Source organism: Streptomyces sp. NPDC048290 (genome assembly GCF_040652095.1).
In the GTDB taxonomy this organism is placed as follows: domain Bacteria; phylum Actinomycetota; class Actinomycetes; order Streptomycetales; family Streptomycetaceae; genus Streptomyces.
Window position 1 is genome coordinate 265,743 of the sequence record NZ_JBEZLM010000004.1, and the last position, 12,998, is coordinate 278,740.

12 protein-coding genes are annotated in these 12,998 nt (G+C 68.8%); 9 read left to right on the forward strand and 3 right to left on the reverse strand.

The window, feature by feature from the left end:
- Window positions 1-615: 615 nt before the first annotated feature.
- Window positions 616-1,911 carry a tyrosine-type recombinase/integrase gene (locus tag AB0D49_RS08555; protein ID WP_362752910.1) on the forward strand — a complete coding sequence of 432 codons (1,296 nt, stop codon included), beginning with the start codon at window positions 616-618 and terminating at the stop codon, window positions 1,909-1,911.
- A gap of 634 nt (window positions 1,912-2,545) precedes the next feature.
- Here the strand turns inward: AB0D49_RS08555 and AB0D49_RS08560 are convergent.
- Window positions 2,546-3,253 carry a DUF5324 family protein gene (locus AB0D49_RS08560; RefSeq protein WP_362752913.1) on the reverse strand — a complete coding sequence of 236 codons (708 nt, stop codon included), beginning with the start codon at window positions 3,251-3,253 and terminating at the stop codon, window positions 2,546-2,548.
- 468 nt (window positions 3,254-3,721) lie between these two features.
- On the opposite strand from AB0D49_RS08560, the gene AB0D49_RS08565 reads away from it, so the two are divergent.
- Window positions 3,722-4,249, forward strand: a complete 528-nt coding sequence (locus tag AB0D49_RS08565) for a peptidylprolyl isomerase (protein WP_362752916.1) — start codon at window positions 3,722-3,724, stop codon at window positions 4,247-4,249.
- Between the two features lie 170 nt (window positions 4,250-4,419).
- Entirely contained in the window at window positions 4,420-5,328 is a 909-nt protein-coding gene (locus AB0D49_RS08570; RefSeq protein WP_362752919.1) for a rhomboid family intramembrane serine protease, read from the forward strand.
- A gap of 280 nt (window positions 5,329-5,608) precedes the next feature.
- On the opposite strand, the gene crgA is transcribed toward AB0D49_RS08570, so the two are convergent.
- Window positions 5,609-5,866 carry a cell division protein CrgA gene (gene crgA, locus AB0D49_RS08575; protein WP_362752923.1) on the reverse strand — a complete coding sequence of 86 codons (258 nt, stop codon included), beginning with the start codon at window positions 5,864-5,866 and terminating at the stop codon, window positions 5,609-5,611.
- Between the two features lie 142 nt (window positions 5,867-6,008).
- On the opposite strand from crgA, the gene AB0D49_RS08580 reads away from it, so the two are divergent.
- The 6 genes from AB0D49_RS08580 to AB0D49_RS08605 all read left to right on the forward strand — a co-directional run bounded on the left by AB0D49_RS08580 (window position 6,009) and on the right by AB0D49_RS08605 (window position 10,601).
- Window positions 6,009-6,788, forward strand: a complete 780-nt coding sequence (locus tag AB0D49_RS08580) for a DUF881 domain-containing protein (protein WP_362752926.1) — start codon at window positions 6,009-6,011, stop codon at window positions 6,786-6,788.
- Window positions 6,789-6,851: 63 nt separating this feature from the next.
- Entirely contained in the window at window positions 6,852-7,547 is a 696-nt protein-coding gene (locus tag AB0D49_RS08585) for a class E sortase (protein WP_362752929.1), read from the forward strand.
- 54 nt (window positions 7,548-7,601) lie between these two features.
- Complete coding sequence (locus tag AB0D49_RS08590) at window positions 7,602-7,763, forward strand: hypothetical protein (RefSeq protein WP_362752932.1); 162 nt, start codon at window positions 7,602-7,604, stop codon at window positions 7,761-7,763.
- Window positions 7,760-8,398 carry an aminodeoxychorismate/anthranilate synthase component II gene (locus AB0D49_RS08595; protein ID WP_362752935.1) on the forward strand — a complete coding sequence of 213 codons (639 nt, stop codon included), beginning with the start codon at window positions 7,760-7,762 and terminating at the stop codon, window positions 8,396-8,398. Before AB0D49_RS08590 ends, AB0D49_RS08595 begins: the two co-directional genes overlap by 4 nt.
- Entirely contained in the window at window positions 8,395-9,789 is a 1,395-nt protein-coding gene (locus AB0D49_RS08600; protein WP_362752938.1) for a class E sortase, read from the forward strand. Before AB0D49_RS08595 ends, AB0D49_RS08600 begins: the two co-directional genes overlap by 4 nt.
- Before the next feature lie 35 nt (window positions 9,790-9,824).
- Window positions 9,825-10,601, forward strand: a complete 777-nt coding sequence (locus AB0D49_RS08605; protein WP_362753422.1) for a class E sortase — start codon at window positions 9,825-9,827, stop codon at window positions 10,599-10,601.
- A 241-nt stretch (window positions 10,602-10,842) separates the two neighbouring features.
- On the opposite strand, the gene pknB is transcribed toward AB0D49_RS08605, so the two are convergent.
- Window positions 10,843-12,843 carry a Stk1 family PASTA domain-containing Ser/Thr kinase gene (gene pknB, locus AB0D49_RS08610; RefSeq protein ID WP_362752941.1) on the reverse strand — a complete coding sequence of 667 codons (2,001 nt, stop codon included), beginning with the start codon at window positions 12,841-12,843 and terminating at the stop codon, window positions 10,843-10,845.
- Between the last annotated feature and the right edge of the window lie 155 nt (window positions 12,844-12,998).

Consider the following 12,998-nt stretch of genomic DNA (forward strand, 5'->3'; position numbering starts at 1 on the left):
TACTCGCTGTTATGTCACACGTCCAATCTTGCACAGAGTGGCTGCATATTCACTCCCGGAGGGGTACGGTCGTCCGTGTGACCGATGTTCTCCCCCTCGGTCACCACCACCCACACGTGCAACCCGGGGGGGACGTGCGCCCATGTGCATCCGCATCCGATTCGCGCCGCGCCACGAGATCCATGATCCGTGGGACGCCCACCGCCAGATCATCATCATCCCGGACGAGTTGAGCGCCACCGTCCTCTACACACTCCGGGGAGTCCGCGCCGTTCTTCTCCAACTCGGCATATCTCAGGACCACTTCGGTGCACGCTGCTGGTGCGGGGAGGAAATAGAACTCCGCCCCGCGATCCCAACGCAGCGAAGGAGCAGTGACGAGGTGATCCACCTTGGCGCCTAACCCCGAGCAGATCCCCAGCCGCACGTGCGGCTGCCCAGACTGCCTGATCGATCTCCCACCCGCCTTGTACGGGTACCGTCCCCCTCAGGACGTGTGTCGGGGGCCCTGGCGGGTCCGCTACCGCGCGGACGGGAAGCAGCGGACGAAGAACTTCAGCGCGCGTCGCGACGCTGTCGATTTCCTTGCGACGGTTCGCCCGGGGGAGGTGAACCGTGCCTCGTAGGGCTGCCAACAATCCTCGACAACTCCGCTCGAAGTCCTGCGGCTGCCCCAAGTGCTTCGAGGCCTTCCCGGCTTTCGAGGGCGACGAACGTCGGCGTCGACGCGACTGCATGGGCTCCTGGCAGGCCCGCTACCGGGATGCCAACGGCGACCAGAAGGCCAAGAACTTCCCCAAGGCGAAGGACGCCACCGCTTTCCTGGACGAGGTCCGCAGCGCCGTCCGACAGGGTACCTACCTGGACCCCAAGCGTGGCGACATTCTCATGGAGACGTGGTGGGAGGTCTGGTGGCCGGCCAACGAGCCGAAGCGGCCGACCACTCGCAACAGGAAGCTGTCTGCGTGGACGGTCCACATCCGCCCGAAGTGGGGGAAGCGCAAGCTCAACTCGCTGACCTACCTGGAACTTCAGACCTGGGTGGCCAAGGAGCTGAAGGGGCACGCGACGCAGACGAAAGTGCTGGAGCTGCTGAGGATGCTCCTCCGGGACGCCGTACGAGACCAGCGGATTCCGTTCAACCCGGCCCAGGACGTCACCAAGACGGCGAGCGCGCCCGTGAAGCATCCCGACGACTTGACCCCGCCCACCACGGAGCAGTACGCCTTGGTGCGTGCACAGCTTCCCGTATGGTGGCAGCCCCTGGCCGACTTCCTGGAGGAAACCGGTCTGCGGTGGGGTGAGATGGCTGGCTCCCGCCGGGTGTTCCTGGACCTGGAGGCCGACACGGTCAAGGTCAGGGAAGTGGTCATCGACGACCGCGGGACGTTGCGTCGCCAGGGCATCCCTAAGACGACTGCGGGCTTCCGCACGGTACCGCTGACCGCGAAGGCCCGCGCTGCGGTGGACACCATGGTGCTGCGGTTGGACCCCGCCCAGACCGTGACTGCGGTAGGGGACGGGATGCATGCCGAGGAGCTGATCTTCCGCTCCCCCCTCGGAGGGGAGCAGCGGCGCGTCGGTGGGAAGCTGGTGACCGTGGAGGGTGCTCTGAGCAGGAACAACTTCCGCCGGTACTGGATTCCGGCTATCCAGGCGGCCGGGATCGCGCGGGAGGTGCGGAACCCGGAAACAGGCCGCAAGGAGTGGTGGCCGCGTGTCTCGGACTACCGGGACCGCTTCGCGTCCCGGCTGCACGAGGGGGGCATGTCTGAGATCGACGTGCAGTACATCCTTGGGCACGAGCGGGGCGGCAAGGTCACCTGGCTGTACACGCACCGCGGCGAGCAGGCCCTGGACAACGCCCGCGAGGTCCTGGCCGGTGGCCGTCACCTGCGGGCCGTGTCATGAGCCGGGCGGGGGAGGGAATCCACATCCGTTCCACAAAGCCCCCTCGGCGACCCTCGGCGCGACTCGGCGAAACAAGCGCTCGGTAGGTCGCACTGTCGCTGACCTGCACTCGGAGCGTCGCGGCGAAACTCGGCGAAACCAGAGTCACGGTGCACGTGACTTTGCATGGCAGATGTCAGGGGTTCGACTCCCCTAGGCTCCACATCGTCCGACCGGCCGGACACCCTTCGAGGGTGTCCGGCCGGTTCTGTTTTCCGGGCGCGCGCGGATCCGCCGGGGTGTGCCCGGAGTGCGCAGGGGATGCTTCCGAGGCTGGAGGGACAGGCTCCGGAACCGTTGCGATGCTTTGCGCAAATGTTTGCAGGTGTGGGGGTGGGGGTGAAGGCGCGAGGAGGCGCGCTCGGGTGAGCGGTCCTGTCGTGGTGTGGCGGCGCGCTTATATCACCAGGCCAGGGGCGTTTGTGTAATCGGTGTGATGCAGTGCGTCAATAAGTCTGTACGGAACCTGCACATGTCAGACGTTGCAAAAGTCATCAGGAGCGTGCAGGCAAAACGCCCGGTCGGGGTGAACGATGACGAAGGGCGGGAGACGGTCAAGTCTCCCGCCCGCGCAGTCAGTTGGCGGTCGATCGGGTCACTGGTCCTCGTCCCGGTCCCGCTTGGCCGCTTCCTCCTCGGCCTCCTTCGCCTGCACCTCGGGGTCGAGGGCGGACTGGCCGCTGCCGTCGACCGAGGTGAGCCGGCCGGACTCGGGGACCTCGGTGGCGGCCGGGGGCTCGACCAGCCAGTCCGGGTTGGCCTGCTTGTCCCACCACTTCCAGGCGGCGAAGGCGCCGCCCGCCACCAGGCCCACCAGTGCGAGCACCTTGACCGCGTGCCCGGCCTTGGAGCGCCGCTCGTGCTTGCGGACCAGTTTCTCGATCTCATGGGCGGTCACCCCGCCGCGCAGCGCCGCCAGGGCGGCGGAGCCGCGCACCGCGGCCTCGTCCCTGACGGGCACGGCCGCGGCAACGGCCTGCTCGATCCGCGGCCGGGAGTACTCCGCGGCCTGCCGGGCGGCGACCCGGGCCTTCAGGGCCGCCTCATGGGCGGCGTGGTCGACCTTCGGCGGCACATGGGTGAGGGCCTGCTCCAGGCGCGGTGCGAGATGGGCCTCGTACTGGACGCGGGCCTGGTCGGCGGCCTGCGACACCTTGGGCGCGAGCCGTACGCGGGCCTCGTGCGCGTAGTGGGCGGCCCGGTCCTTGGCCGTGTCGGCGTAGGGCGCCACCACTTCCGCGGCGTGCAGCACGCTGTCCTTCGCCGAACCGGTCGCGGCGCGCACGCTGTCGATGCGGGTCACGGGAATCCTCCTCCTCGGTGGCGTACGGTATTTCGACTTTCCACCCTTTTACGGATCATGCCTGCTGGGCGGGCACGCGGCATGTGCGGGCGGGCATCCGGGTCACGCGTACGGACGCCGGTGGGACGCTGTCGGACGCCGTACACCGCTCCGGAGCGTCGGTCGATCGGCCGGTCGGCAACCGATCGGGTGCGATAGCGGATGAATGATCAAGTCGATCGCAGATCAAGCAGCGGATGAAGCAGCAGATGAAGCAGCGGATGAAATAGCGGATGAATACGGGGCAACAGGAGCTTGTCGTCGACAATGCCACGGATCGTCGTCGAGCGCGCCTGTGCGGGGGCGGCTCGCCGGGGTTTTGCCCTCTCCCGTGGCGCTGTGAGCCGTTCCGGACGCGGGTGGCGGGCGACGCGGCGCACGGTCCGTGCGAGGATCGGTGAGTCACAGGAGGACAACGGAAGGCAGATCGTGGCCGAGCAGCTTTACGCCACCCTGAAGACGAACAACGGCGACATCGAGATCCGGCTCTTCCCGGACCACGCGCCGCAGACCGTCAAGAACTTCGTGGAACTCGCCAGCGGCGAGCGCGAGTGGACCCACCCCGCCACGGGCCAGAAGTCCTCGGACAAGCTCTATGACGGCACGGTCTTCCACCGGGTGATCGACGGGTTCATGATTCAGGGCGGTGACCCGCTGGGCAACGGGACCGGCGGTCCCGGATACCAGTTCGCCGACGAGTTCCACCCGGAGCTGAAGTTCACCAAGCCCTACCTGCTGGCCATGGCCAACGCCGGTCCGGGCACCAACGGCTCGCAGTTCTTCATCACGGTCGCGCCGACGGCCTGGCTGAGCGGCAAGCACACCATCTTCGGCGAGGTCACGAACGCGGCCAGCCAGAAGGTCGTGGACGCCATCGCCACCACCCAGACCAACCCGCGCACCGACCGTCCGGTGAACGACGTCGTCATCGAGTCCGTCGTCATCGAGAAGCGCTGAGGCCGAGCCCTCCAGCGCCGCGGCCGAGCCCCTGGCGATGAGGCCGAGCCCCCTCGTACCGCCCGCGCGGCACCCGCCGCCGGACGTGCCGCGGGGAACTAAATGCCCCGCTCATCCGTAATGATGAGCGGGGCGTCGCATTGCCCGCCGACCACACGTGAGGGGATCGCATGGACCAGGCGCCGGGCAGCCCGCAGGGCCCGGGGGAGCAGTCCCCCCAGCCCGCCCAGAGCCCGCCGGTCTGCTACCGGCACCCGGACCGTGAGACCGGTGTGCGCTGCACCCGCTGCGAGCGGCCGATATGCCCCGAGTGCATGGTCAGCGCGTCGGTGGGCTTCCAGTGCCCGGAGTGTGTGCGCAACGGCTCCGGTACGGGTCACACGCCGGGCGCCTCCACCCCCCGCACCCTCGCGGGCGGCACGATCGTGGCCGACCCCCGGCTGCTCACCAAGATCCTGATCGGGATCAACCTCGCCGTCTTCATCGCGGTGCAGACCAGCACCTCGCTGCTGAACGACCTGGTGCTGATCGGCCAGTGGCCCCCGGCCCCCTGGCCGGCCACGGAGGGCGTCGCGGAGGGCCAGTGGTACCGCCTGGTGACGGCGATGTTCACCCACCAGGAGATCTGGCACATCGCGTTCAACATGCTGAGTCTGTGGTGGCTGGGCGGCCCCCTGGAGCAGGCCCTCGGCAGAGCCCGCTACCTCACGCTCTATCTGGTCTCCGGCCTCGCGGGCAGCGCCCTGACGTATCTGCTGGAGGCGCCCGGCACGGCCTCTCTCGGGGCGTCCGGCGCGATCTTCGGCCTCTTCGGCGCCACGGCGGTGCTGATGCGCCGGATGAACTACGACATGCGGCCCATCCTGGCCCTGCTCGTGATCAACCTGATCTTCACCTTCACCTGGCAGGACATTGCCTGGCAGGCCCATATCGGCGGCCTGGTGGCGGGCGCGATCGTCGGCTACGCGATGGTCCACGCCCCGCGCGAGCGCCGCTCCCTGGTGCAGTACGGCACGTGCGCCGCAGTGCTGCTCGTAGTGATCGGGATCACGCTGCTCAGAACGGTTCAGCTGGGCTGAGCTGCGGTTTTCCACAGCGGGTGGCCGATCTTGTGCACAGTGTGCGGCAACAGCTGTGCCCCCTGTCACCGACCGGCGTCTTCGCAGGTCAGGCAGGGGGCGAACAGGCTTGCGGAAAGCGGTGTGACGGTCGTACCGGCGTCAACGTCCTAGAGGTTATCCACAGATCTTCGTCTTTTCCCCAAGGGAGATGTGGAAATTCCGCGAGGGCTGTGGATAACTCAGTGGATATCCCTGGGCAGAGCTGGGCCGGAGCCGCCGTGGCAGAGCCGGGCGGGCGCTACTTCCACTGGGTGGAGACGCCGAACCCCGCCGCGATGAAGCCGAAGCCGACCACGATGTTCCAGTTGTCGAGCTGGTCGATCGGCAGCGAACCGTCGGTGACATAGAAGACGACGATCCAGGCCAATCCGATCAGGAACATCGCCAGCATGACCGGCGCGACCCAGGCCCGGCTGTTCAGCTTGATCGACGTCGCCTGCTTCGAGGACGGCGGCGGCGTGTAGTCGGCCTTCTTGCGGATACGTGACTTCGGCACGAGGGTCTCTCCTGTCGATGCGCTGCGTGGCCGCGCAGGGAACTCGGGTCGGGCTCGGGGCAGCGTACAAGGGGACACTGAGTGCTCCCCCGGGCGTCCGTTAGCGTAGTGCTTCCGTGGCTCCGAAGGAGATAAGGGTACGTTGAGCAATTCCGCCGACTCCCCCCAGAGCGGTTCCGGCGCCGATGCGAGGGGCCGGTTCCGGCCGGTGCGGGTCCTCACCGTGGGCGTCTTCGCTCTCGCGGGCCTGATCTTCTTCACCAGCTTCAATACTGCCAAAGGTACCGATATCCGTACGGACGCCTCCTTGCTGAAGCTCTCCGACCTGATCCATGAGCGCAGCGGGGAGAACGGCGAGCGGGACGAGTCCAACGCGGCCCTGCGCGAGCAGGTGGAGTCGCTGGCCGAGCGGGACGACGGCCGCACCCGCCAGGAGGACGACGCCCTCGCCGCCCTGGAGCGCGACGCCGGAACCCAGGAGCTGACCGGCGACGCCCTCACGGTCACCCTCAACGACGCCCCGCCGGACGCCACCGCCAAGCTCCCCGGCTACCCCGAGCCGCAGCCCGACTACCTGGTGATCCATCAGCAGGATCTCCAGGCCGTGGTGAACGCGCTCTGGCAGGGCGGCGCCGAGGGGATCAAGGTGATGGACCAGCGGCTGATCTCCACCAGCGCGGTGCGCTGTGTGGGCAACACCCTGATCCTCCAGGGCCGGGTCTACTCACCGCCGTACAAGATCACGGCTGTCGGGGACCCGGAGAAGCTGCGGGAGGCGCTCACCGCGAGCGAGGCGATCCAGAACTACATGGTCTACGTCAATGTGTACGGACTCGGGTGGAAAGTCGAGGAGAACGGGACGGTGACTCTTCCCGGCTACTCGGGCACAGTGGATCTGCAGCACGCCCAGCCTGTGGAGTAGCGGCCGGCGGTCGGAAGCCGCGGGTCGGGAACGGGAAGCAAGCGTCTCTGTCGGGAGCCGCCGGTGCGCGTCGTGGTCAGGACCTTCAGTGAGCTGTGCATCACCGTCGGCACCCTGATCGTCCTTTTTGTGGCGTACGTCATGTTCTGGACCGGTGTGAAGGCCGACAGTGCGATGGGCGACCAGATCGACCGGCTCCAGCAGGAGTGGGCGCGCGCCGACGCCCGTCCGCAGTCGGCACCACCGGGCGGCGCCTCCCAGGCCGACCCGCCACCGCAGGAACCGTACAAAAGCGGCGAACCGTTCGCGATCATGTATATCCCCCGGCTTGGTTTCACGTGGAACAAGCCGGTGCTCGAAGGCACCGGCACCGACACCCTGAAGAAGGGGCTCGGGCACTACGCCTCCACCGCGCTCCTCGGTGAGAAGGGCAACTTCTCGGTGGCGGGGCACCGGCGGACGTACGGGGACCCGTTCAAGGACTTCCCGAGGCTCAGGCCCGGGGACGCGGTGGTGCTCAGCGACGGGACGACCTGGTTCACGTACCGGATCGACAAAGGGCCGTACAAGACGCTGCCGAGCGATGTCCAGGTGATCGATCCTGTGCCACGGAAGTCCGGCTACACCCGGGAAGGGCGCTATCTCACACTCACCACCTGCGAACCCGAGTGGGGCCACAGCCACCGGCTGATCGTCTGGGCGCATCTGGACTCCACCCAGCCTGTGGAGGCCGGGAAACCGGAGGCCCTACGCCGTTAGTCTGGTGCGGGTACGGCGTGAGTGGTGGTGCCGTGGGTCGACGGAAGGGACGGCATGTACGGCTGGATCTGGCGGCATCTGCCGGGGAACGCGTGGGTGAAGACGCTGGTCTCGCTCATGCTGGTCGTTGCCGTGGTCTACGTCCTGTTCCAGTACGTCTTCCCGTGGGCGGAACCGCTGCTTCCCTTCAACGATGTGACGGTGGACAACCAGTGAGCGCGCGCATTCTCGTCGTGGACAACTACGACAGCTTCGTCTTCAACCTGGTCCAGTACCTCTACCAGCTCGGCGCCGAGTGCGAGGTGCTGCGCAACGACGAGGTCGCCACCGCGCACGCGCAGGACGGTTTCGACGGCGTCCTGCTCTCCCCCGGCCCCGGCACCCCCGAGCAGGCCGGGATCTGCGTCGACATGGTCCGGCACTGCGCCGCCACCGGCGTCCCCGTCTTCGGTGTCTGCCTCGGGATGCAGTCCATGCAGGTCGCCTATGGCGGGGTCGTGGACCGCGCGCCCGAGCTGCTGCACGGCAAGACCTCACCGGTCGAGCACCAGGGCAAGGGCGTCTTCGCCGGGCTGCCGTCGCCGTTCACCGCGACCCGCTACCACTCGCTGGCCGCCGAGCCCGCCACGGTCCCGGCCGAGCTGGAGATCACGGCCCGCACCCACGACGGGATCATCATGGGCCTGCGCCACCGGGAACTGCCGGTCGAGGGCGTGCAGTTCCATCCGGAGTCGGTGCTCACCGAGCACGGGCACCGGATGCTCGCCAACTGGCTGGTGGAGTGCGGCGACCGGGACGCGGTGGCCAGATCGGCGGGGCTGGCCCCGGTGGTGGGCAGGGCCACGGCGTGACCGCGCTGCGCCCCGAGCGCGAGTCGGGCACCGGCCCCGGGGACGCCCCCGGTCCCGGCACCGACGACCAGGGCACCTCGTACGGGCGGCAACCGTACGGGGAGCAGGGCACGTTCGGGAGCGCGTACGGCACGTACGAGGGGGCGGCCCAGCCGCACGAGGGGGCGCCACAGCCGTACGACGGGACGGCGCAGCCGTACGACTACGGCGGAGGGCCGGTGCAGCACGGCCACGCGGGTCAGCCGGGGCCACCGGGACAGCCAGGTCAGCCGGGTCGGCCCGGCCATCCGGGTCAGCCGGCTCAGCACGGTCAGGCCGAGGCGGTGCGGCCGTACGAGGAGACCCGGCCGTACGAGGAGACACCGTCCGGCACACGGATTCTCCCGGCCTTCCCGGCTTCCCCCGCTTCCCCCGCCCCCGCATCGCCGTTTTCCCCCGCATCGCCGGTTTCCCCCGCCTCCCCGGCGCTCCCGCTCGACGACGAGACCGTCGCGCTGCGGATACCCGAGCCTCTTGCCCCCCGCATATCCCCCTCTGCCGCCCCAGCCGCCCCACCCGGCACCGATCCCGCCCCCGGCGGCCGTGCGGCCCGCAGAAAGGCCGCCAAACGGCGTAACGGGCGCCGTGGCGGCCAGGCCCCGCCCCCCGCACCCGCCGAAAGCGCCCCGGCCGCCCCGCTCTCCCGGGTCGAGGCCCGCCGCCAGGCACGCGCCCGCAAGCCCGGCCCCGCCGTGCTCGCCAGCCGGGCCATCGGCGAGGTGTTCATCACCACCGGCGTCCTGATGCTGCTGTTCGTCACCTACCAGCTGTGGTGGACCAACGTCCGGGCGCACGCCCAGGCCGGACAGGAGGCCGACGACCTCCAGGACGACTGGGCCAGCGGCAAACGCAACCCCGGCACCTTCGAACCCGGCCAGGGCTTCGCCATCCTGCGCATCCCGAAGCTGGACGTGGTGGTGCCGATCGCGGAGGGCGTCAGCAACAAGAAGGTCCTCGACAAGGGCATGGTCGGCCACTACGGCGAGGATCCGCTCAAGACCGCGATGCCGGGCGACCAGAGCGGCAACTTCGGGCTCGCGGGCCACCGCAACACCCACGGCGAGCCGTTCCGCTTCATCAACAAGCTCCAGCCCGGCGACCCGATCGTGGTCGAGACCCAGGACACCTACTACGTCTACAAGATGGCCTCGATCCTGCCGGTGACCGCGCCGAGCAACACCAGCGTCCTCGACCCGGTGCCGAAGGACGGGGGCTTCACCGAGCCGGGCCGTTACATCACGCTGACGACCTGTACGCCCGAGTTCACCAGCAAGTACCGGATGATCGTGTGGGGCAAGATGGTCGAGGAACGGCCGCGCAGCGAGGGGAAGCCGGACGCGCTCATCGGCTAGGCAGAGGCCAAGGCAGAAGTTAAGGGCAGATGACTGTGGCAGCGACCACCGACGACACCGAGAAGCACACCGGCGCGCCCGGGGACGGGCCGGGGGATGGGGAAGCCCCGCGGCGGCGCCGACCGGGCCGGATCGCCCTGGCGGTCAGTGTCTTCGGTGAACTCCTCATCACGGCCGGGCTGGTGCTCGGACTCTTCGTCGTCTACTCCCTGTGGTGGACCAACGTCCTGGCCGACCGCAAGGCCGGCGAGGAGGGCGACAAGGTCCGCGACAACTGGGCCGCCGACGGCTCCGGCGGCGGCAGCGGCGGCCCCGGCGCCCTGGACACCAAGGACGGCGTCGGCTTCCTGCACGTCCCCGCGATGGGCGAGGGCGACATCCTGGTCAAGAAGGGCACCGACACCGAGCTGCTCAACGACGGGGTCGCCGGGTACTACACCGACCCGGTCAAGGCCGCCCTCCCGACCAGCGACAAGAACGGCAACTTCTCGCTCGCCGCGCACCGCGACGGCCATGGCGCCAAGTTCCACGACATCCACAAGATCGAGAAGGGCGACGCGATCGTCTTCGAGACGAAGAACGACTGGTACGTCTACAAGGTCTACGCGACGCTCCCGGAGACCTCGAAGTTCAATGTGGACGTCCTCGCCCCGGTCCCCAAGGACTCCGGCAGGAAGAAGGCCGGGAAGTACATCACGCTGACGACCTGCACCCCGGTGTTCACCAGCCGGTACCGGTACATCGTGTGGGGGGAGCTGGACCGGGTGGAGAAGGTGGACGAGAAGCGGACGCCGCCGGAGGAACTGCGGTAGAGCCGAGCGGCGACACCGGCCCGCCGCCCTTCGCGTCCCGCGAGCCGGGCCCGCGCCCAGGACCCCGGCGGCCAGGACCCCGGCGGCCAGGACCCCGGCGCCCAGGACCCCGGCGGCCAGGACATGAGTGGGCCCCGCCGGACGATCCCGGCGGGGCCCACTCACACTCAGACGATCAGGTCGGGATAGATCAGATCAGGTCGAGTCGGGCTAGACCCGGGCTGGATCAGGATCAGCCCGGTCAATCCCCGTCCCCGCCCCCCAGAAACCCACCGTTCCCATTCCCGTTGCCCCCGTTCTGGCCGAAGCCCGCGGTCGTCAGGGTGATGGTGGTGGCGCCGGGGTCGTCGACCTCCTGGCCGGGACCCGGGTCCTGGCTGATCACGAACGCCCCGTCGCTCTGGTCGCTGCCATCGGCGAACTGGATGTTGTTGAAGCCCGCCGACTGGAGCGCCTGCCGGGCCTGGCCGACCGTCAGCCCGGTCACCTGCGGCACCGGTGTCTTCTGCTGCTGCTCGAACTTCCCGACCTCGATGTTCACCGTGGAGCCCGGGTCGACCGGCGTACCGCCCGCGGGTGTGGTCTTGAGGACCTTGCCGTTCTGGTTCTGGTCCTGGGTCGGGACCTCCGTGCAGGTGCCGGTGAGGTTCTTGTCCTCCAGCGCGGCCCGCGCGTCGTCACAGGACTGGCCGACGACGTTCGGCACGACCGCCTGCTCGACCTCCTTGGCGATGACCAGGGTCACCGTGGACCCCTTCTCCACCTCGGACCCGAGCTTCGGGTTCTGTTCCAGGACGGTGTTCGGCTCCTCCGTGGACTCCTGGGTCTCGGTCTTCACCTCGAACTGGAACTCGTCCGCCTCCAGCTTGGACTTGGCCTCGTCCAGGCTGTCGCCGACGACACTGGGCACCACGACCTTGGGCGCGCCGGTGGAGACGACCAGATTGACCGTCGAGCCCTTGTCGACGTCCGTGCCGCCCGCCGGGTCCTGGTCGCAGACATTGCCCTTGGGCTGGTTCTCGCAGGGCTTGCTGCTGACCGAGATCTCCAGTTCGGCGTTGGTCGCCTGTTTTCTGGCGTCCGCCTCCGTCTGGCCGATGAAGTTCGGCACGGGGACCGTGTTGTTGCCGACGCCGCCGCCCGCGAACACCCAGCGGCCGATCAGGATCGCGCCGACCAGGACCAGGACCGCGGCGACCGCCAGCAGGATCGTGGAGGTGTTGTTCTTCTTCTGGCGGCGGCGGTCGGGGCGCTCGTCGTAGCCGTAGCCGCCGTCGTCCGGGTTCACCGGTGGGAGCATCGTCGTCGCGCCGCCGTCCGCCGAGCGCAGCGCCGTGGTCGGCTGGTCGTCGGGGTAGCCGCCGTAGCCGACCGAGGCCATGGCCGCGGTCGCCGCCACCGGCTGGCCGTCGAGACACGCCTCGATGTCCAGCCGCATCTCGTCGGCGGACTGGTAGCGGTAGTTGGGGTCCTTGACCAGGGCCTTGAGGACGATCGCGTCCATCTCCGGAGTGATCTCCGGGTCGAAGACGCTCGGCGCCTGCGGCTCCTCGCGCACATGCTGGTAGGCCACCGCGACCGGGGAGTCCCCGACGAACGGCGGCCGGACCGTCAGCAGCTCATAGAGCAGACAGCCGGTCGAGTAGAGGTCGGACCGGGCGTCCACCTGCTCGCCCTTGGCCTGCTCCGGGGAGAGGTACTGGGCGGTGCCGATCACGGCCGAGGTCTGGGTCATCGTCATCCCGGAGTCGCCCATCGCACGGGCGATACCGAAGTCCATGACCTTGACCTGGCCGTTGCGCGTCAGCATGACGTTCGCCGGCTTGATGTCCCGGTGGACGATCTGGTTGCGGTGCGAGTACTCCAGGGCCTGGAGGATGCCGATGGTCATCTCCATGGACCGCTCGGGCAGCAGCTTGCGACCCGAATGCAGCAGCTCACGCAGCGTGGAGCCGTCGACGTACTCCATCACGATGTACGGGATCGAGACCCCGTCGATGTAGTCCTCGCCCGTGTCGTAGACCGCCACGATCGCGGGATGGTTGAGCGAGGCGGCCGACTGGGCCTCCCGGCGGAACCGGGCCTGGAAGGACGGGTCGCGCGCGAGGTCCGCGCGCAGCGTCTTCACCGCCACGGTGCGGCCGAGCCGGGTGTCGTGCGCGAGGTAGACCTCCGCCATGCCACCACGACCGAGCACCTGGCCCAGTTCGTACCGGCCGCCGAGGCGACGCGGCTCTTCCATAGCTTCCTACCAGCCCTCTCCGTCGGTCCCGGTCCGTACACGTGTACGGTCCGGAGGCTGCCGTCCGGGCCCTACCGTACCCGGATGGGATTGTGTGACCTGGCCAAGCCCGCGACCCGATACCGGACCGGTATCGCACCGTGCACCGATGTGAA